The sequence below is a fragment of the Pseudomonas sp. AIG genome (genome assembly GCF_977020205.1).
On the sequence record NZ_CDROCK010000053.1, the window covers coordinates 21,601 to 40,531 of the forward strand.

General features: G+C 58.9%; 15 protein-coding genes. 4 read left to right on the top strand and 11 right to left on the bottom strand.

The window, feature by feature from the left end; genetic code table 11:
• Positions 1–16: 16 nt before the first annotated feature.
• The 7 genes from ACWR1S_RS24975 to ACWR1S_RS25005 form a co-directional block, all read right to left on the bottom strand.
• Positions 17–250 (bottom strand): hypothetical protein, encoded by a 234-nt coding sequence (locus ACWR1S_RS24975; protein ID WP_003226592.1) that lies wholly within the window; start codon positions 248–250, stop codon positions 17–19.
• A 106-nt stretch (positions 251–356) separates the two neighbouring features.
• The gene (locus tag ACWR1S_RS24980) at positions 357–881 is read right to left on the bottom strand and encodes a DUF6586 family protein (protein ID WP_454565352.1); all 525 of its coding nucleotides are present in this window, start codon (positions 879–881) and stop codon (positions 357–359) included.
• Positions 882–1,024: 143 nt separating this feature from the next.
• Positions 1,025–3,655, bottom strand: coding sequence for a type I DNA topoisomerase (gene topA, locus ACWR1S_RS24985; protein WP_454565353.1), 2,631 nt, complete (start codon positions 3,653–3,655; stop codon positions 1,025–1,027).
• A gap of 114 nt (positions 3,656–3,769) precedes the next feature.
• A complete protein-coding gene (locus ACWR1S_RS24990; protein ID WP_017337558.1) occupies positions 3,770–4,006 on the bottom strand; it encodes a DUF1653 domain-containing protein in 237 nt (78 codons plus the stop codon).
• 98 nt (positions 4,007–4,104) lie between these two features.
• Positions 4,105–5,280 (bottom strand): acetyl-CoA C-acyltransferase FadA, encoded by a 1,176-nt coding sequence (gene fadA / locus ACWR1S_RS24995; protein ID WP_007910465.1) that lies wholly within the window; start codon positions 5,278–5,280, stop codon positions 4,105–4,107.
• Between the two features lie 32 nt (positions 5,281–5,312).
• Positions 5,313–7,460 carry a fatty acid oxidation complex subunit alpha FadB gene (gene fadB, locus ACWR1S_RS25000; RefSeq protein ID WP_034156439.1) on the bottom strand — a complete coding sequence of 716 codons (2,148 nt, stop codon included), beginning with the start codon at positions 7,458–7,460 and terminating at the stop codon, positions 5,313–5,315.
• A 528-nt stretch (positions 7,461–7,988) separates the two neighbouring features.
• The gene (locus ACWR1S_RS25005) at positions 7,989–8,426 is read right to left on the bottom strand and encodes a hypothetical protein (protein WP_454565354.1); all 438 of its coding nucleotides are present in this window, start codon (positions 8,424–8,426) and stop codon (positions 7,989–7,991) included.
• Positions 8,427–8,529: 103 nt separating this feature from the next.
• Between ACWR1S_RS25005 and ACWR1S_RS25010 the strand changes: the two genes are divergently transcribed.
• The gene (locus ACWR1S_RS25010) at positions 8,530–8,967 is read left to right on the top strand and encodes a universal stress protein (RefSeq protein ID WP_454565355.1); all 438 of its coding nucleotides are present in this window, start codon (positions 8,530–8,532) and stop codon (positions 8,965–8,967) included.
• Positions 8,968–9,141: 174 nt separating this feature from the next.
• Here ACWR1S_RS25010 and ACWR1S_RS25015 read toward each other — a convergent pair whose 3' ends face one another.
• Positions 9,142–11,064 (bottom strand): ATP-binding cassette domain-containing protein, encoded by a 1,923-nt coding sequence (locus tag ACWR1S_RS25015; RefSeq protein WP_454565356.1) that lies wholly within the window; start codon positions 11,062–11,064, stop codon positions 9,142–9,144.
• 214 nt (positions 11,065–11,278) lie between these two features.
• Between ACWR1S_RS25015 and ACWR1S_RS25020 the strand changes: the two genes are divergently transcribed.
• Complete coding sequence (locus tag ACWR1S_RS25020) at positions 11,279–13,207, top strand: transglycosylase SLT domain-containing protein (RefSeq protein WP_454565357.1); 1,929 nt, start codon at positions 11,279–11,281, stop codon at positions 13,205–13,207.
• A 71-nt stretch (positions 13,208–13,278) separates the two neighbouring features.
• Here ACWR1S_RS25020 and ACWR1S_RS25025 read toward each other — a convergent pair whose 3' ends face one another.
• Entirely contained in the window at positions 13,279–15,084 is a 1,806-nt protein-coding gene (locus ACWR1S_RS25025) for an ABC transporter transmembrane domain-containing protein (RefSeq protein ID WP_454565358.1), read from the bottom strand.
• A gap of 255 nt (positions 15,085–15,339) precedes the next feature.
• Here ACWR1S_RS25025 and ACWR1S_RS25030 point away from each other — a divergent pair, with 255 nt between their 5' ends.
• Entirely contained in the window at positions 15,340–15,519 is a 180-nt protein-coding gene (locus tag ACWR1S_RS25030) for a PA1571 family protein (protein ID WP_422609835.1), read from the top strand.
• 168 nt (positions 15,520–15,687) lie between these two features.
• Here ACWR1S_RS25030 and pdxB read toward each other — a convergent pair whose 3' ends face one another.
• On the bottom strand, positions 15,688–16,830 hold the full coding sequence (pdxB, locus tag ACWR1S_RS25035; protein ID WP_454565359.1) for a 4-phosphoerythronate dehydrogenase PdxB: 1,143 nt from the start codon (positions 16,828–16,830) through the stop codon (positions 15,688–15,690).
• 159 nt (positions 16,831–16,989) lie between these two features.
• Here pdxB and ACWR1S_RS25040 point away from each other — a divergent pair, with 159 nt between their 5' ends.
• Positions 16,990–18,399: an MATE family efflux transporter gene (locus tag ACWR1S_RS25040; RefSeq protein ID WP_454565360.1), complete on the top strand. Its 1,410-nt coding sequence runs from the start codon at positions 16,990–16,992 to the stop codon at positions 18,397–18,399.
• A 134-nt stretch (positions 18,400–18,533) separates the two neighbouring features.
• On the opposite strand, the gene tusA is transcribed toward ACWR1S_RS25040, so the two are convergent.
• Entirely contained in the window at positions 18,534–18,785 is a 252-nt protein-coding gene (gene tusA / locus ACWR1S_RS25045) for a sulfurtransferase TusA (RefSeq protein ID WP_277758632.1), read from the bottom strand.
• Between the last annotated feature and the right edge of the window lie 146 nt (positions 18,786–18,931).

The window sequence follows — 18,931 nt, forward strand, 5'->3', positions numbered from 1 at the left end:
AAGAAAAAGACGGGGATCAATGAAGAACCCGCGGCCCCTCTTCCTTATCAAACTCGCCTTCGACCATACGTCCGGCCATCTGCACGCCGACGCTTAGCATTGCCTTGGCGATTTCCACATGCTGACCTTGCAGGAACGCCTTGGCATCCTCGGAGAAATCCAGCGTCACCAGAGAACCTTCGTCCTCGGCCCTGCGCAGCTCGATTCGGCCGTCTGGTAACTCGACAATTTCTAGAAAGGACGTTGGCATAAAGGTCTGTTCTCCACGAAAGGCAGGGATTATATAGACATCGTTCAGGCTTCGCTCGGGATCTTGACCAGCAGCATGTTTCAGATTGCCACCGTGTCAATCGCCCTCAGCACTCGTTCAAACCTTCGCGGAAACGTATCGCCAGACCTTTCAAGTTCTGCCGCCAGCTCTCCAGCTCCTCTCGACTCAGCTCTTCTGGCACTTGCTCTTCATCCAGATTAATCGCTTGAATCAACGGTTGAGTCACATCCCCTTTCGGCTTGTGTGGCACCCGTGGCGGCTGGAACAGCGCCGAATGCGCAGCCAGCAGTTTTGCCAGCCAGGTTTCAGAGTTGCCGGCCAATTCAACCATTTCGGCCAGTTCGGGAATCGCAATCGACTCCAGCACTTCACGCGTCAGCAGCATCTCGGCCCGTGGCGCATTGGCCTGCGGCAGACGATAGAACCCCGCGATCTCATGACAAAGACCCAGCAAGGCGCCGTAAAGGTGAAACAGCGTCGATTCACGCCCAGCCTGAATCAGCGCCAGAGAATTCATTGCTCGCCCTTCTTCAGCGCGAGCCAAGGCTTCGAGCGACAGGCCGGCGAAATAGATCTTCTGATTGGTACGGGTATAGAGTTCGTGAGCCATGACGGCGCTCTCCACAACGAAATAATTGCTTCACACAGGCCGGACAGTGTCGTGGATCCGCCAATCCCACCGCAAGCACAAAACAAAAAGGCCGCATGAAAACCCGAGGGTTCTCATGCGGCCTTTCAGTATCAGGCTAATGCTTATTCAGCTTTGGCCTTCGTACGCTTGTCTTCAACCGTCCACTTGCCGCCGTCGAAGTACGCCTTCCAACCGGTAGGCTTGCCATCGACTTCGGTCTGCACGTACTGCTCCTTGGTCTTGCGGCTGTAGCGGATAACCGCAGGCAGACCATCAGGATCCTTCTTCGGCGCGTCGCAGAGGAAGTGGTACTTCGGATCGATTTCGTCCTTGTGCGGCACAATCTCGATCACCAGCGGAGCACGGGTCTCACGGTTTTTCGGGAACTGGCTGGCGGCCAGGAACAGACCAGAGGCACCGTCACGCAGGATGTAAGTGTCGTTGACCTTTTCGCATTTCAGCTCAGGCATCTTCACCGGATCCATCTTCGGCGGCGCTGCATCACCGCTTTTCAGCAGTTTGCGGGTGTTCTTGCACTCAGGGTTGGTGCAACCGAAGAACTTGCCGAAACGGCCAGTCTTGAGCTGCATCTCGCTGCCGCACTTGTCGCATTCCAGGCTCGGACCTTCGTAGCCCTTGATGCGATAGCTGCCCTCTTCGATCTCGTAGCCAGCACAATCCGGGTTGTTACCGCAGATGTGCAGCTTGCGCTTCTCGTCGAGCAGATAAGCGTCCATCGCCGTGCTGCAGATTGGGCAGCGATGCTTGCCGCGCAGAACCAGCGATTCCGACTCACCCTCGTCGTCCGCAGCAATCTCGTCGCCCGGCACCAGGTTAACGGTGGCCTTGCAGCGCTCTTTCGGCGGCAGGCTGTAACCCGAGCAACCGAGGAACACGCCGGTCGACGCAGTACGAATCTGCATCGGACGACCGCAGGTCGTGCACGGAATGTCGGTCATGACCGGCTGGTTGGCGCGCATGCCGCTTTCAGGGTTTTCGGCTACTTCGAGTTTCTTTTTGAAATCGCCGTAGAACTCGTCCAGCACGCTTTTCCAGTCACGTTCGCCCTGCGCCACATCATCGAGATTCTCTTCCATGCCGGCGGTGAAGCCGTAGTCCATGAGATTCGAGAAGCTTTCCGACAGACGCTCGGTGACGATGTCGCCCATCTTTTCCGAGTAGAAACGACGATTGTGCAGGGTCACGTAGCCGCGATCCTGAATGGTCGAAATGATCGCGGCGTAAGTCGAAGGACGACCGATGCCACGTTTTTCCATTTCTTTAACCAGGCTGGCTTCCGAGTAACGCGCCGGCGGCTTGGTGAAGTGCTGCGACGGATCGAGCTTGATCAGCTTCATCACGTCGCCCTGCGCCATATCAGGCAGCACGTCGTCATCGCCCGGCTTGGCAATCTGTGGCATGACACGGGTGTAACCGTCGAACTTGAGGATACGGCCCTTGGCGCGCAGCTCGAAGTCACCAGCACCTACGCTGACGGTGGTCGACAGGTATTGCGCCGGCAGCATCTGGCAAGCGAGGAACTGGCGCCAGATCAGCTCATAGAGGCGCTCAGCGTCACGCTCCATCCCCGTCAGCTTGCTTGGAATGGTGTTGGCGTCGGACGGACGAATTGCTTCGTGAGCCTCTTGAGCGCCTTCCTTGCTGCTGTAGACATTTGGCGTTTCCGGCAGGTACTTCTTGCCGAATTCGTCTTCGATGTAAGTGCGCGCCATCGCCACGGCATCAGCCGAGAGGTTGGTCGAGTCGGTACGCATATAAGTGATGTAGCCGGCTTCGTACAGACGCTGGGCCATCATCATGGTTTTCTTCACGCCAAAGCCCAAGCGGTTGCTCGCAGCCTGTTGGAGTGTCGATGTGATGAATGGCGCCGAAGGCTTGCTGCTGGTCGGCTTGTCTTCGCGCTTGACGATGCTGTAGCTGGAAGACTTGAGCTTCTCCAGCGCGGCCATGGCCTGAGCTTCGTTGAGCGGCTTGAAGGCTTCGCCTTTCTCGCGGGCTACTTCGAAACGCACGGTCGAGCCTTTGGTGGTGCCGAGGTCGGCATGCACTTCCCAGTACTCTTCCGGGTTGAACGCACGAATTTCGCGCTCACGCTCGACCACCAGCTTCACGGCAACCGACTGCACACGACCGGCAGACAGGCCACGAGCGATCTTCGCCCAGAGCAGCGGCGAAACCATGTAGCCCACGACGCGGTCGAGGAAACGACGCGCCTGTTGAGCGTTGACACGATCGATGTCCAGCTCGCCCGGTTCCGAGAACGCTTCCTGAATCGCCTTCTTGGTGATTTCGTTGAACACCACGCGCTTATAGCGGCTGTCGTCACCACCGATGGCTTCGCGCAGGTGCCAGGCAATGGCTTCCCCCTCGCGATCCAAGTCGGTTGCGAGATAGATGGTGTCAGCATCTTTGGCGAGCCGGCGCAGCTCTTCGATGACCTTCTCTTTACCTGGAAGGATCTCGTACTTGGCTTTCCAGCCATGATCGGGATCGACACCCATACGCGAGACCAGCTGCTTGCGCGCTTTCTCTTTCGGCGAGAGCACCGGACCTTCGCCCGCAGCAGCCTTGCCGCGCTTGGCGGCTGGCTCTTTGCTGGCGCTAGCCGAACCGCTGGTGGGCAGGTCTCGGATATGGCCGATACTCGACTTCACCACGTATTGGTTACCCAGATACTTGTTGATGGTCTTGGCCTTAGCCGGGGATTCCACAATGACCAGCGATTTGCCCATGGATCAGAAAATTCCTGAATTCTAGAAGTGAAAGGCGGTTGGCGCCTGACGCGGCACCGCTATATATAGTTGATACAAGGTGAGGTCAAGCACAGGCTTCTGTGCACACTCGCCTTATGCCTTGGAAAAAAGGCTCGGTTCGGCTTGCACCAAAGCAAAGCGTGGCACCTGCTCGCCGTCAACCTCGACCGACTCAAGAAACATGCTCAGAGGGCGCACCCAAAAGCCGTAATCGCCATACAGGGCTTGGTAAAAGACCACTTCTTCTTCGGTTTCGGAATGCCGCGCAATACTGAATACGCGGTACTGCGGACCTTTGTAATGTTGGTAGAGCCCAGGTTGTATCGGCATGTGTTGGCCCTCACTCAAATTTTTTCAAAATAAAAACAAAATAAATCCACAAAAACAAAAACCGGGGCACTTGGCCCCGGCTTCCATCAACGAGACGCTTAAACGCGTTCGAAGACGGTGGAGATGCCTTGGCCGAGACCAATGCACATAGTGGCCACCCCGAAGGTGCCGCTATTCTGCTTCATCACGTTCAGCAAGGTGCCGGAAATACGGGCACCGGAGCAACCGAACGGGTGACCCAGGGCGATCGCGCCGCCGTGCAGGTTAACCTTCTCGTTCATCTTGTCGAGCACTTTCAGATCTTTCAGCACTGGCAGGGCCTGTGCGGCGAAAGCTTCGTTGAGTTCGAAAAAGTCGATATCGTTGATGCCAAGGCCCGCACGCTTCAGGGCTTTTTGTGTTGCCGGAACTGGACCATAGCCCATGATTGCCGGATCCACACCTGCCACTGCCATCGAACGGATAACCGCCATTGGCTGAATACCCAGGTCCTGTGCACGCTGTGCCGACATCACGATCATGCACGAAGCACCATCGGTGATCTGCGACGAAGTACCGGCAGTCACGGTGCCGCCCTTTGGATTGAAGGCAGGCTTGAGGGCCGCCAGACTTTCCAGGGTGGTTTCCGGACGAATGGTTTCGTCGTAGTCGAACAGTTTCAGGAAACCGTTCTCGTCGTAGCCCTGCATCGGGATGATTTCGTCTTTGAACTTGCCTTCCACGGTGGCCTTGTGGGCCAACTGGTGGGAACGCACGCCAAAAGCGTCTTGCTGTTCGCGAGTGATGCCGTGCATTTTGCCGAGCATTTCCGCGGTCAGGCCCATCATGCCCGAGGCTTTCGCCGCATACAGAGACATGTGCGGGTTCGGATCGACACCGTGCATCATGCTCACGTGGCCCATATGCTCGACGCCACCAACCACGAACACGTCACCGTTGCCGGTCATGATCGCTTGCGCAGCGGTGTGCAGCGCGCTCATCGACGAGCCACACAGACGGCTGACGGTCTGGCCAGCCGAGGTGTGCGGGATCTGGGTCATCAGCGACGCCATGCGCGCGATGTTCCAGCCCTGCTCCAGGGTCTGGTTGACGCAGCCCCAGATCACGTCCTCGACTTCAGCAGGATCGACCTTGGCGTTGCGTTCCAGCAGTTTGCTGATCAGGTGCGCCGACATGTCTTCGGCGCGGGTGTTGCGGTGCATGCCGCCCTTGGAGCGGCCCATCGGAGTACGACCGAAGTCGACAATCACGACGTCTCTTGGATTCAAGCTCATAAAATTTCACTCTCGCTCAAAAGTTGGGACGCTTAACCGAAGAACCGTTGGCCGGTTTTGGCCATTTCACGCAGTTTCGCGGTCGGGTGGTACAGCGCGCCCAAATCAGCGTACTGGTCAGCCAGGGCAACGAACTCGGCAACACCGATCGAATCGATGTAGCGCAGTGCACCGCCACGGAATGGAGGGAAACCGATACCGTAGACCAGACCCATGTCGGCTTCGGCGGCGGTTTCAACGATGCCGTCTTCCAGGCAACGCACGGTTTCCAGGCACAGCGGGATCATCATCCAGTTGATGATGTCTTCGTCGGTGACTTCGCGCTGCTCGTAAACGATCGGCTTGAGCACTTCGAGTACCGACGGATCGGCGACTTTCTTCTGCTTGCCTTTCTTGTCGGCCTCGTAGGCATAGAAGCCCTTGCCGTTCTTCTGACCCAGGCGCTTGGCTTCGTACAGCACGTCGATGGCCGAACGACGGTCATCCTTCATGCGATCCGGGAAGCCTTCAGCCATTACGTCACGACCATGGTGACCGGTGTCGATACCGACCACGTCCATCAGGTATGCCGGGCCCATCGGCCAACCGAATTTTTCCATGACCTTGTCGATACGGACGAAGTCCACACCAGCGCTGACCAATTTGGCGAAACCGCCGAAGTACGGGAACAGGACGCGGTTGACCAGGAAGCCCGGGCAGTCGTTGACGACGATCGGGTTCTTGCCCATTTTCTTGGCGTAGGCCACGGTGGTGGCAACCGCCAGCTCACTCGACTTTTCGCCACGGATCACTTCCACCAGCGGCATCATGTGCACCGGATTGAAGAAGTGCATGCCAACGAAGTTTTCCGGACGCTTGAGGGCCTTGGCCAGCAGGCTGATGGAAATGGTCGAGGTGTTGGACGCGAGGATGGTGTCCTCTTTGACCTGACCTTCAACTTCAGCCAATACGGCTTGCTTGACCTTCGGGTTCTCGACAACAGCTTCGACCACCAGATCGACGTGACCGAAGTCGCCGTAGGACAGGGTCGGACGAATGGCGTTGAGCACTTCAGCCATTTTCGCAGCGGTCATGCGACCTTTATCGACGCGGCCAACCAGCAGTTTGGCGGCTTCGGCCAGCCCCTGCTCGATACCGTGTTCGTTGATGTCCTTCATCAGGATCGGCGTACCTTTGGAAGCCGACTGATAGGCGATACCACCCCCCATGATGCCGGCGCCGAGTACGGCAGCCTGCTTCACGTCTTTGGCGATTTCGTCGTAGGCCTTGGCCTTTTTCTTCAGTTCCTGATCGTTCAGGAACAGACCGATCAAGCTCTGCGCGGCAGAGGTCTTGGCCAGTTTGACGAAACCTGCAGCTTCGACTTCCAGTGCCTTGTCACGACCGAAGTTCGCGGCTTTCTGGATGGTCTTGATCGCTTCAACCGGCGCCGGATAGTTCGGGCCAGCTTGACCGGCGACGAAACCTTTGGCGGTTTCGAAAGCCATCATTTGTTCAATGGCGTTCAGCTTGAGTTTTTCAAGTTTCGGCTGACGCTTGGCCTTGAAGTCAAACTCGCCGGAGATGGCGCGTTTGATCAGTTCAAGGGCAGCTTCCTGCAGCTTCTCCGGAGCAACCACGGCGTCGACAGCGCTGACTTTCAGCGCGTCTTCAGGGCGGTTTTCCTTACCGGAGGCAATCCATTCGATGGCGTTGTCGACACCGATCAGACGCGGCAGACGCACGGTGCCGCCGAAGCCTGGGTAGATGCCCAGTTTGACTTCCGGCAGACCAATCTTGGCCTTGGTCGACATGACGCGATAGTCAGCCGCCAGGCACATTTCCAGACCGCCGCCCAGTGCGATGCCATTGATGGCAACTACGGTTGGGACGTTGAGGTCTTCGAAATCGCTGAAGATCTTGTTGGCTTCGAGATTGCCAGCAACCAGCTCGGCATCCGGCAGCTTGAAGTTGTCGACAAATTCGGTGATGTCGGCGCCGACGATGAACACGTCCTTGCCACTGCTGACGATCACGCCCTTGATCGAAGCATCTGCCTTGATGGTGTCTACGGCCTGACGCAGTTCGTTCAGGGTTAGACGGTTGAACTTGTTGACGGACTCACCCTTGAGGTCGAATTTCAATTCGACGATGCCACTTTCAAGAGCTTTAACCGTGATGGCTTTACCTTCGTAAATCATCAACTGATCTCCACGATATGGAAGCTGAACAGTACACGTCGGACGCAGGCGAATGGCTCGGCAGGACGCTTTTTCGTCGATGCTAACGCCAATCCACCCGGCACACCCGCCAACGCGATAGTCGGGATTCTGTAGGAGCAGTCTGTAAGACAAACGCTCAATTCATACGCCCGTTTGATTTGGGTGCATCACCTTCACGGAATTTCCGACAATTGTCAATCGCCCAAAATACGGGTTGAAATGCGACTTTGCGGTCATTTCTGTAAGACGAAGACCCGCAACACGCGTCTGCATGTGAAGCCATTCATAGAATCAATAGTTAGAAAAGTCGCCCTAATTCACGGCAGCCCTTGTTTAAAGGGCTACGCTGGGGACTACCGGAGAATGCGCTGAGCGCTCCAAGCCACATCTTTGCATCAAAAAAAGGTTTCCGGCCTGCCTGGCCAACCCGCCCGATGAATTATGTCGGGCTTTTTATTGCGCGTCTGCCGGACATTTCACACCGTTGCAGTGGGAAAAGTCCGTGCATCACGCCAGCGCTTTCAGAGTGGCGTCGATATCCTGCAAAACCGTGGCTTCGCCTTTCTCACCCCAGTACAGAGCGATCATCTGCTTGTCTGCCTCGACTTTGAAAACATTGCCCGGCAACTTTTCGAAATGATTGAGCAGCGCTTGATCCTCGCAGATTTCCTGCCATTGATTGACCCAAACACCCGGCGATTTCTGCCAGTAAGTCCAGCAGACAGGCTGCTTGCCCCGACGTGGCCGATGATACTGCGCACACGGGTTCGGCGGCTCTTGCGCCAGCCAGTGCGGCCACTCCTGAGGCGCCAGCTGCATGGCCAGCCCCATGCGTCGAGCTTCCATGCGCAGAGCGATGCGACCGCTTTGCGCGCGCGATGGGCGTAACCACGCCAGCGGACTTAAAACCACCAGCAGGATTGACACCACCAACCAGACCGTCATATCTCTATTCCCAATTCTTGGTGAGCGCATTGTGTCACTTTGGAACCAATGCGCTTGAAACCAGCCATACTTAACAATATTGAAACCTCACGAGGAGCACCTCATGCCCTACACCCATATCCTGGTCGCCGTAGACTTGACCGAAGAGTGCGACCCTGTGATTCACCGCGCCCGAGAGCTGTCGGCGAGTAATGGCGCCAAGTTGTCGCTGGTGCATATCGTCGAGCCGATGGCCATGGCGTTCGGCGGCGACGTGCCGATGGATCTGTCACAACTGCAACAGCAGCAGTTCGATCAGGCCAAGGAGCGCCTCGAGCGCTTGAAAGCCAAATACTCTGAGCTTGAAGGTGCCAACTGCCATCTGACTTATGGTCAGCCGCGCCAGGAAATCCACCATTTCGCCAAAGAACAAGCGTGCGATCTGATCGTGGTCGGCAGCCATGGCCGTCATGGTCTGGCGCTGTTGCTCGGCTCGACCGCGAATGACGTGCTGCACGGCGCGCCCTGCGATGTATTGGCGGTACACCTGGTCAAACGCTGAAACACTGATCATTGTGGGAGCGAGCCTGCTCGCGAAGGCTTCGGCACATTCAGCATTAATGCCGCCTGACACATCGCATTCGCGAGCAGGCTCGCTCCCACATTGGGTCTCATCCCGTATATGAAAAGCCCGGCGTTCATCACTGAACGCCGGGCTTTTTCACATCCGGATCAATCAGGCATCCAGCTCGGCCCAACGCTCAACCAACGCATCCAGCTCAGCCTGCAACTGCTCCAGCGAAGCAATCACCATGGCAGTTTCAGCCGCAGGACGCTGATAGAAACCGCCCTCAGCCATCTCAGCCTCGACAGCAGCAATCTGCTGCTCCTTGGCATCGATATCGCCAGGCAACGCTTCCAGCTCACGCTGCAGTTTGTAGCTCAACTTCTTCTTCGCCGCCGGAGCAGCTGCCGCAGGCGCTGCGACCACAGCAGGCTCAGCGGTCACCACCGCGGAGTTCAAGTCAGCCTTACCCGACTTGCTTTCAGTCACGCCCAACAGGCGCGGTGAACCACCCTGACGGATCCAGTCCTGATAGCCGCCGACGTATTCACGCACCTTGCCTTCACCTTCGAAGACCAGGGTGCTGGTGACCACGTTGTCGAGGAATGCCCGGTCGTGGCTGACCATCAGCACGGTGCCGTTAAAGGTCAGCAGCACTTCTTCGAGCAGCTCGAGGGTTTCCACATCGAGGTCGTTGGTCGGTTCGTCGAGCACCAGCAGGTTCGCCGGTTTACTGAACAGTTTGGCCAGCAGCAGACGCGCACGCTCACCACCCGACAGCGCCTTGACCGGCGTGCGAGCACGCTGCGGGCTGAACAGGAAGTCGCCGAGGTAGCTCAGCACGTGACGGCTCTGGCCATCGATATCGATGAAGTCGCGACCTTCGGCGACGTTGTCGATCACGGTTTTTTCCAGATCCAGCTGATGACGCAACTGGTCGAAGTACGCCACGTCGATGCGCGTGCCCTCTTCCACTTTGCCGCTGGTCGGTTGCAGACCGCTGAGCATCAGTTTCAGCAGGGTGGTCTTGCCAGTACCGTTGGCGCCGAGCAGACCAATACGGTCGCCGCGCGTCAGCACCATCGAGAAGTCCTTGATCAGGAACGGGCCGCCCGGGTGCGCGAAACTCACGTTCTCAAGGACCATCACCTGCTTGCCGGACTTGTCGGCAGTGTCCAACTGAATGTTGGCCTTGCCAGTGCGCTCACGACGCTCGCTGCGCTCAACGCGCAGGGCTTTCAGGGCGCGGACGCGGCCTTCGTTACGGGTGCGGCGAGCCTTGATGCCCTGGCGGATCCAGACTTCTTCCTGGGCCAGTTTCTTGTCGAACAGCGCGTTGGCGGTCTCTTCGGCGGCCAGCGCGGCTTCTTTGTGTACGAGGAAACTGGCGTAGTCGCCGTTCCAGTCGATCAGGCCGCCGCGATCCAGTTCGAGGATGCGCGTGGCAAGGTTTTGCAGGAAAGAACGGTCGTGCGTGATGAACAGCACGGCGCCCTGGAAATCTTTCAGCGCTTCTTCGAGCCAGGCAATCGCACCGATGTCCAGGTGGTTGGTCGGTTCGTCGAGCAGCAGCAGATCCGGCTCGGACACCAGCGCCTGTGCCAGCAGCACGCGACGACGCCAGCCGCCGGACAACTGGGCGAGGGTCTTGTCGGCCGGCAGTTGCAGACGGCTCAAGGTGCTTTCGACCAGAGTCTGCAAACGCCAGCCATCACGGGCTTCGAGGTCTTGCTGAACGTGCATCAGCTTGTTCAGGTCTTCCTCAGTGACGCAGTTCTGCGCGAGGTGATGATACTCGGCGAGCAACGCACCCACGCCATCCAGGCCTTCAGCGACCACGTCGAACACCGTCCGATCGTCGGCCACTGGCAATTCTTGCGGCAATTCGCCGATTTTCAGACCGGGGGCACGCCACACCGAGCCTTCATCGGGCTTCTGGTCGCCCTTGACCAGTTTCATCATGCTGGACTTGCCAGTGCCGTTGCGGCCGATGATGCACACCCGCTCACCACGGGCGATCTGCCAGGACACCTTGTCCAACAACGGCATAGCGCCGAACGCAAGGGACACATCGCTGAATTTGAGCAGGGTCATGAGCTTCTCCAAAAACCGGGCGCGCATTCTACCTGAGTTAGGGCTTCAGCAGGCCGGCAATTTGTCTGTCGAAGCACTCTGCACAACATTTGTTGCGAACTTGTGCTGCGAGGCCCGCAAAGCTTTCGCCGCTTGCTGGCAAAAGGCTAAGCTACAGACAATTCAGTGCTGACCGAGGTCGGCACTTGTCATGATTTCTCTGCCCGGATGTCTCATGCGCAGTCGCCTTTTCAGTGTCTTGTCCTGTTTGCTACTTACCGCCGCTGCCGCTCAATCCGCCCAGGCGGTGGACCTGTCCACCCAACGCCAGTATTACGATGAAGCCAAGCGCGCGCTGGCCAAGGGCGATACCGGCCCGTACTTCCGTTACAGCCAGGCGCTGGCCGATTACCCGCTGGAACCGTATCTGGCCTACGACGAACTGACCGCGCGCCTGAAAACCGCGAGCAATGCGGAAATCGAAAAATTCCTCGCCGAACACGGCGATCTGCCCCAAGCCAACTGGATGAAACTGCGCTGGTTGCGCTGGCTCGCCGACCGTGGCGACTGGGCGACCTTCGTCAAGTATTACGACCCTAAACTCAACTTCACTGAACTGGACTGCCTGAATGCGCAGTACCAGATCAGCAGCAACCACAAGGCCGAGGGTTACGCCAACGCCGACAAACTCTGGCTGACCGGTAAATCGCAGCCCGCTGCGTGTGATGCGCTGTTCGGCATCTGGGCCGCTGACGGCCAGCTCACCGAGCAGAAACGCTGGGAGCGCACCAAACTCGCCGCTCAGGCCCGCAACTATCCGCTGGCCAACAGCCTGGTCAACGGCCTGACCACCCTTGCCCCGCGCGGTCGTTTGCTGGTGGATGTGGCGCAGAAACCGGAGCTGCTCAATCAGCCTTCGCGTTTCACCCCGGCCGACGAGCCGATGTCCGACGTGGTCAGCCTCGGCCTGCGTCGCCTCGCGCGTCAGGATCCGGACAAGGCCATGGCCCTGCTCGACGGCTACGCCAGCAGCATGCATTTCTCCCGCGATGAAAAAGTCGCGATCGCCCGGGAAATCGGCCTGACTCTCGCTCGGCGCTTCGACAGCCGCGCGCTGGACGTGATGACCAAGTACGATCCGGAGTTGCGCGACAACACCGTCTCGGAATGGCGTTTGCGCCTGCTGCTGCGTCTGGCGCGTTGGGACGATGCGTATCAGTTGACCCGCCGTCTGCCGCAGGATTTGGCCACCACCAACCGTTGGCGCTACTGGCAGGCGCGCAGTCTGGAACTGGCCCAACCGCAAAACCCGGAAGCGCAGACACTGTACAAAGGCCTCGCGCGGGAACGTGACTTCTACGGTTTCCTTGCCGCCGACCGCTCGCAATCGCCGTACTCGCTGAACAACAAGCCATTGGTGCTCAGTCAGGCGCTGATCAACAAGGTGCGCAACACCCCGGGCGTGCGCCGCGCGCTGGAATTCCATGCTCGCGGGCAGATCGTTGACGGTCGCCGCGAGTGGTATCACGTCAGCCGTCATTTCAGCCGCGATGAAATGGTTGCCCAGGCAAAACTCGCTTATGACCTGAAATGGTATTTCCCGGCGATCCGCACCATCAGCCAGGCGCAGTACTGGGACGATCTGGATATTCGCTTCCCGATGGCCCACCGCGAGACCCTCGTGCGTGAAGCCAAGGTGCGTGGCCTGCATTCGAGCTGGGTGTTTGCCATCACCCGTCAGGAAAGCGCCTTCATGGACGATGCCCGCTCCGGCGTCGGCGCCAGCGGCCTGATGCAACTGATGCCCGGCACCGCCAAGGAAACCGCGCGCAAGTTCAGCATCCCGCTGGCTTCACCGCAGCAGGTGCTGGACCCGGACAAGAACATCCAGCTCGGCGCCGCTTACCTGAGCCAGGTGCACAGCCAGTTCAACGGCAACCGCGTCCTCGCCTCCGCCGCCTACAACGCCGGCCCCGGCCGTGTGCGTCAATGGCTGCGCGGCGCCGATCACCTGAGCTTTGACGTCTGGGTGGAAAGCATTCCGTTCGATGAAACCCGTCAGTACGTGCAGAACGTGTTGTCGTACTCGGTGATCTACGGCCAGAAGCTCAACTCGCCGCAGCCGCTGGTGGATTGGCATGAGCGGTATTTTGATGATCAGTGATCCAGCGCTTAGTGCCGGATAACGAAAAATGCCCGTATCTCGCGATACGGGCATTTTTTATGGGCACGGCCTTAGTGAATGGCAGGGTCGGTGACAGGATTCGTTGAAGCGCTCTTGCCATCATTGAACTGCAACGCCGCCAACCGTGCATACAGCGGATTGCTGGCAATCAGCTCCTGATGAGTACCAATGGCCACAAGTTTGCCCTGATCCATCACCGCGATCCGGTCCGCGTTTTTCACCGTGGCCAGTCGATGCGCGATCACCAGCGTGGTGCGGTTCTGCATCAGGCTCGGCAGCGCTTCCTGAATCAGGTGTTCGCTCTGCGCATCGAGGGCGCTGGTGGCTTCGTCCAGCAGCAAGATCGGCGCGTCGACCAGTAACGCCCGGGCGATCGCCAGACGCTGACGCTGGCCACCAGAAAGGCCGAGGCCACCATCGCCGAGATGAGTCTGGTAACCGTTGGGCATTTTCTCGATGAAGTCGTGAGCGTGAGCAATTCTTGCCGCTTCCTTGACTTGCTCCAGTGTCGCCCCCGGATTGCCGTACCGAATGTTCTCTTCAACGCTGCCGAAAAACAGCGCCGGCGACTGTGAGACCAAGGCAAAGTGCCGACGCAGGTCCAGCGGATCAAGGCTGGTCAGCGGCACGCCATCGATGAGGATCTGCCCTTCCAGCGGGTCATAAAATCGCAACAGCAAGTCATACACTGTGGACTTACCGGCACCGGACGGCCCCACCAGCGCCAGTGTCTCCCCAGCCCGAATGGTCAGATTCAAGCCGTTGACCGCGTAGCTTTCAGGACGCGACGGATAGGAAAAACGTACTTCCTGTAATTGCAGTTCACCCCGCACGCGCTCTGGCAGGGTCACCAGCCCGGTGGTAGGCGGCTGGATGATGTTTTCCGAACCCAGCAGTTCGGCGATGCGCTCGGCGGCACCTGCCGCGCGCTGCAGTTCGCCGATCACCTCACTCAAAGTGCCGATCGCACTGCCGACGATCAGGCTGTAAAAAACAAACGCCGCCAGTTCGCCACCGGTGATGCGCCCGGCAATCACGTCCATGCCACCGACCCACAACATCACCGCCACCGCGCCGAGCACCAGCACGATCACCATGGTGATCATCCACGAGCGCTGGAAGATGCGTTTGCGCGCCGTGTCGAAGGCGTCCTCTACGGTTGTCGCAAAACGTCGCTCGTCCTGCACCTGGTGATTATAGGCCTGCACGGTTTTGATCTGGCCGAGGGTTTCCGACACATAGCTGCCGATATCGGCCACCCGGTCCTGGCTCAGCCGCGACAGATTGCGCACGCGCCGGCCGAAAATCAGGATCGGTGCCACCACGAACGGCAAGGCAATCACCACGATGCTGGTGAGTTTCGCGTTGGTCACGAACAACAGGATGACACCGCCAATGACCATCAGCAGGTTGCGCAGGAACATCGACAGCGATGAGCCGATCACCGACTGCAGCAGCGTTGTATCGGCGGTCAGCCGCGACTGGATCTCCGAACTGCGGTTGTTCTCGTAAAAGCCCGGATGCAGATAGACCAGATGGTTGAACACCTCGCGGCGGATGTCGGCTACGCAGCGCTCGCCGATCCACGACACCCAGTAGAACCGCGCGAACGTGCCGACCGCCAGCCCCAGCACCATCAACATGAAGATGCCAATGCTCTGATTGAGCTGATGCGGCGACTGAGTCATGAAGCCGCGGTCGACCAACAGTTTGATCCCCTGCCCCATCGACAACGTGACAGCGGCCGTGACGATCAACGCCAGCAGCGCGCCGATGACTTGCCAGCGGTAAGGAGCCAGAAATCGACTGGTCAGACGCAAGGCGCGACGGTGTCGTGAAGTAAGCTTCGGGGCCATTCAGTTACACATCCGTATTGGTGAAAGGGCTAGCCTAAACCTTCTTTGGGGTGGAACTCTGTAAATCACAATGAGTCAGGTTAAATATGCCCCCAAAGACTAGGCCATAGTTGCTATCGGTCTAACGTCGTGGTTGAGACGAACGGTCATTTCTGTTGGACTGGAATGGCCGCTCATGACGGATCGAAGGCGCTGTCACAGCCTGGTCACGTGGCGGTTTTAATCTGGGTACACAACCTGATGAGGAGACAGGCCATGTCCTTGCAACACAGCAGCGATGACAAGATTGAAGTGATCCGCACCAAACCCGGCCAGACTCTGGGTTGCTCGATTATCGATAAGGACGGGCGTGAAGTACCGATCACTGAAGACATGATCCAGGACGCGTGCCGCGAACTGGAGAAGCGATTGGTCAAGCCTGCCGAACAAAAGTGATATAGCCACCGTCTTCCTGACCCGGCCCCTTTGGCCGGGTTTTTTCTGTCTGCAGGTCCGGCACTTGTGGCGCGGCCTTCGCGAGCAGGCTCGCTCCCACAGCAGATTTTCAGTGCATCACAGATCCATGTGGGAGCGAGCCTGCTCGCGAAAGGGCCGACTCGGTATCTAGACAGCCACAGCCCCCAGCGCTGCCACGATCCTCGCCAACTCCGGCGAATCCCCTTCAATCCGCACCTTCAGGCCTTCAATCTCGCGTCGCACTGGATACTGCTTGCGCAACACATCGAACGCCGCACGCTGCTCGCCGACATTGCCTACAAGGCTGCGACGAAAATCCGCATCATCGCGGCGCGGGTCGTACACGCCACGGCAGAGCATCGCCAGCGCCCAGGCTGGATCGCTGTCAGCATGCAAGGTGACTTGCGACAACCACGGTGCCGGCAGCAAGTCACTGAGCTGGATACTCGCCGGCTGGCCGATGAACTCGCAATAGGCTTGATAGATCTGCGCCGTGCCGCGCTGTTTGCCATCGAGGCTGTAACCGGCAATGTGCGGGGTGGCCAACACGCAGAGTTCGGCCAAGGCCACATCAACCTCGGGTTCGGCCTCCCAGACATCGAGCACCGCTTGCAGGTCTTCACGATCCAGCAGCACGTTGCGCAGTGCGGCGTTATCCACCACCGGACCACGCGCCGCGTTGATCAACCAGGCACCGGGCTTGAGTTGCTGCAAACGTTGCTGATCAAACAGATGCCAGGTCGCGCCGCCGCCACTGCGAGTCAGCGGCGTGTGCAGACTGATCACGTCGCACTGCTCAATGATCGCTTCAAGGCTGACGTAATCGCCGCCCTCGGCAGCCTGACGCGGCGGGTCGCAGACTTTGACGTTCCAGCCAAGGCCCTTCAGGACCTTGATCAGGCGCCCTCCTACCTCACCGGCACCCACGACACCGAAAGTCCGTTGAGTGAGATCGACGCCTTCGATTTCGGCGAGCGTCATCAGACTGCCCAGCACGTAATCGACCACGCCGCGAGCGTTGCAGCCGGGCGCACTCGACCAGGTGATGCCGACCTCGTTGAAGTATTCGAGATCCAGATGATCCGTACCGATGGTGCAAGTGCCGACAAAACGGACCTTGCTACCTTCCAGCAACGCGCGGTTGACATTGGTCACCGAGCGCACAAGCAATACGTCAGCCTGCTCGACCGTCGCACGGTCGATGGAACGGCCCGGCACCCGGCGGATCTCGCCGAAACCGGCAAAAAAGGCATCGAGCAGCGGGATATTTTCGTCGGCAACAATCAGCATGGCGGGCTCCTTTGGCGGATCGGCAGTTTAGGTGCAGATCGGTCGCCGGGCCAGCAGGCTTTGCGCTTACAAATCCGCAACAGAGGATTTTTCCTGACTGTAACGTCAGCGGCGTAGAATGCGGCGCCCTGCGCATCAACCTTTGTGGACGCTTTGCCTGTGAATTCTGTAACTGACCAACCTGTCGCCGTCTCCCTGACCCGCCCCGCGCGGATCCGCCTGGAGTTCAAGAACCTGCTGGCCCTCGCGCTGCCGATCATCATTGCGCAACTGGCGACCACGGCCATGGGCTTCGTCGATGCGGTGATGGCCGGCCGCGTCGGGCCGAAGGATCTGGCGGCCGTAGCGCTGGGCAATTCGATCTGGGTGCCGGTGTTTCTGCTGATGACCGGCACCCTGCTGGCAACCACGCCGAAAGTCGCGCAGCGCTTCGGCGCCGGCACCCACAACGAAATCGGCCCGCTCGTGCGTCAGGCGCTGTGGCTGGCGCTGGTGGTCGGACTGATCGCGACGGCGATGCTGGTGGCCGCCGAGCCGGTGCTGCACCTGATGAAAGTCGATCCCGAGCTGATCGGCCCGTGCATGCAGTACCTGCACGGCATCGCCAGTGGTCTACCGGCGGTGGCGTTCTATCACGTGTTGCGCTGCACCAGTGACGGCATTGGCCGTACGCGTCCGGCAATGGTATTGGGCCTGTGTGGTCTGGCACTGAACATTCCACTGAACTACATCTTCATCTATGGCCACTTCGGTGTACCGGCGATGGGCGGCGTCGGTTGCGGCTGGGCCACAGCGATTGTGATGTGGGTAATGGCGCTGGGGCTGGCCGGGTATGAGCGCTGGGCCCCGGCCTATCGTTCGAGCGAAATTTTCAGCCGTTTCGACTGGCCGCAATGGGCGGTGATCAAGCGTCTGCTGGCGATTGGTCTGCCGATCGGTATCGCGGTGTTCGCCGAATCGAGCATTTTTGCCGTCATCGCCCTGCTGATCGGCAGCCTCGGCGCGACCGTGGTGGCCGGGCACCAGATTGCGCTGAACGTCAGCTCGCTGGTGTTCATGATTCCCTATTCGTTGGGCATGGCGGTGACTGTACGCGTCGGCCAGGCATTGGGCCGCGAGGAACCGCGTGAAGCACGTTTTGCCGCCGGCGTCGGCATGGGCACCGCGCTGGCTTACGCTTGCCTGTCGGCAAGCATGATGCTGTTGCTGCGCGAGCCGATTGCGGCGATCTACACCGCTGACCCGACGGTGATTCACATCGCGGCAATGCTGATTGTGTACTCGGCGCTGTTCCAGTTTTCCGATGCTATTCAGGTGACCGCTGCCGGCGCTCTGCGTGGTTATCAGGACACTCGGGTGACGATGATCCTGACGCTGTTCGCCTATTGGGGCATTGGTTTGCCGGTGGGTTACGCTCTCGGCCTGACCGACTGGCTCGGCGAGCCACGCGGTCCGAGCGGTTTGTGGCAGGGTTTGATCGTTGGCTTGAGTTGTGCGGCGTTGATGCTGTCGATTCGCCTGACGCGTAGTGCGCGCAAGCGTATTCGGATCAGTCGTAGCGCAGGCTAAGCCATTAACACAGGACAAAAAAAGTGGGAGCGAGCTTGCTCGCGAATGCGGTGATTCAGTCGACATTTACAGTGACTGACACTCCGCTTTCGCGAGCAAGCTCGCTCCCACAGTTGTTTTATGTGTAGCTGCTGTTAAGCGTGTTTCTTGCGAATCCAGTACAGGTAAGTACCGGCCTCTTCGTGCTGGCTCACCAGTTCATGGTCGAGAAACACACAGAACTTCGGAATATCGCGACGGGTCGAGGGATCGGTGGCTATCACCTTGAGCAGGCCGCCGGGCACCAGGTCACGGATGTGCTGGTGCAGCATCATCACCGGTTCCGGGCAATTGAGGCCGGTGGCGTCGAGGGTGCCGTCGACCGGGGTATCGATCATTTCACTCATGATTCACTCCTGAAACTGGCCGGCATTGTCGCGCATTGCCGGGTGTTCGGTCATCTGTGGCGTTACGCCACACCCCCCTGTGGGAGCGAGCCTGCTCGCGAATGCGGTGGATTATTCAACAAAGAGGTGTCTGACATGGCCTCTTC

What these genes read in the sequence shown, in the direction of transcription:
- ACWR1S_RS24975 (WP_003226592.1), bottom strand. Translation starts at nt 250, where the DNA reads ATGCCAACGTCCTTTCTAGAAATTGTCGAGTTACCAGACGGCCGAATC.
- ACWR1S_RS24980 (WP_454565352.1), bottom strand. Translation starts at nt 881, where the DNA reads ATGGCTCACGAACTCTATACCCGTACCAATCAGAAGATCTATTTCGCC.
- topA (WP_454565353.1), bottom strand. Translation starts at nt 3,655, where the DNA reads ATGGGCAAATCGCTGGTCATTGTGGAATCCCCGGCTAAGGCCAAGACC.
- ACWR1S_RS24990 (WP_017337558.1), bottom strand. Translation starts at nt 4,006, where the DNA reads ATGCCGATACAACCTGGGCTCTACCAACATTACAAAGGTCCGCAGTAC.
- fadA (WP_007910465.1), bottom strand. Translation starts at nt 5,280, where the DNA reads ATGAGCTTGAATCCAAGAGACGTCGTGATTGTCGACTTCGGTCGTACT.
- fadB (WP_034156439.1), bottom strand. Translation starts at nt 7,460, where the DNA reads ATGATTTACGAAGGTAAAGCCATCACGGTTAAAGCTCTTGAAAGTGGC.
- ACWR1S_RS25005 (WP_454565354.1), bottom strand. Translation starts at nt 8,426, where the DNA reads ATGACGGTCTGGTTGGTGGTGTCAATCCTGCTGGTGGTTTTAAGTCCG.
- ACWR1S_RS25010 (WP_454565355.1), top strand. Translation starts at nt 8,530, where the DNA reads ATGCCCTACACCCATATCCTGGTCGCCGTAGACTTGACCGAAGAGTGC.
- ACWR1S_RS25015 (WP_454565356.1), bottom strand. Translation starts at nt 11,064, where the DNA reads ATGACCCTGCTCAAATTCAGCGATGTGTCCCTTGCGTTCGGCGCTATG.
- ACWR1S_RS25020 (WP_454565357.1), top strand. Translation starts at nt 11,279, where the DNA reads ATGCGCAGTCGCCTTTTCAGTGTCTTGTCCTGTTTGCTACTTACCGCC.
- ACWR1S_RS25025 (WP_454565358.1), bottom strand. Translation starts at nt 15,084, where the DNA reads ATGGCCCCGAAGCTTACTTCACGACACCGTCGCGCCTTGCGTCTGACC.
- ACWR1S_RS25030 (WP_422609835.1), top strand. Translation starts at nt 15,340, where the DNA reads ATGTCCTTGCAACACAGCAGCGATGACAAGATTGAAGTGATCCGCACC.
- pdxB (WP_454565359.1), bottom strand. Translation starts at nt 16,830, where the DNA reads ATGCTGATTGTTGCCGACGAAAATATCCCGCTGCTCGATGCCTTTTTT.
- tusA (WP_277758632.1), bottom strand. Translation starts at nt 18,785, where the DNA reads ATGAGTGAAATGATCGATACCCCGGTCGACGGCACCCTCGACGCCACC.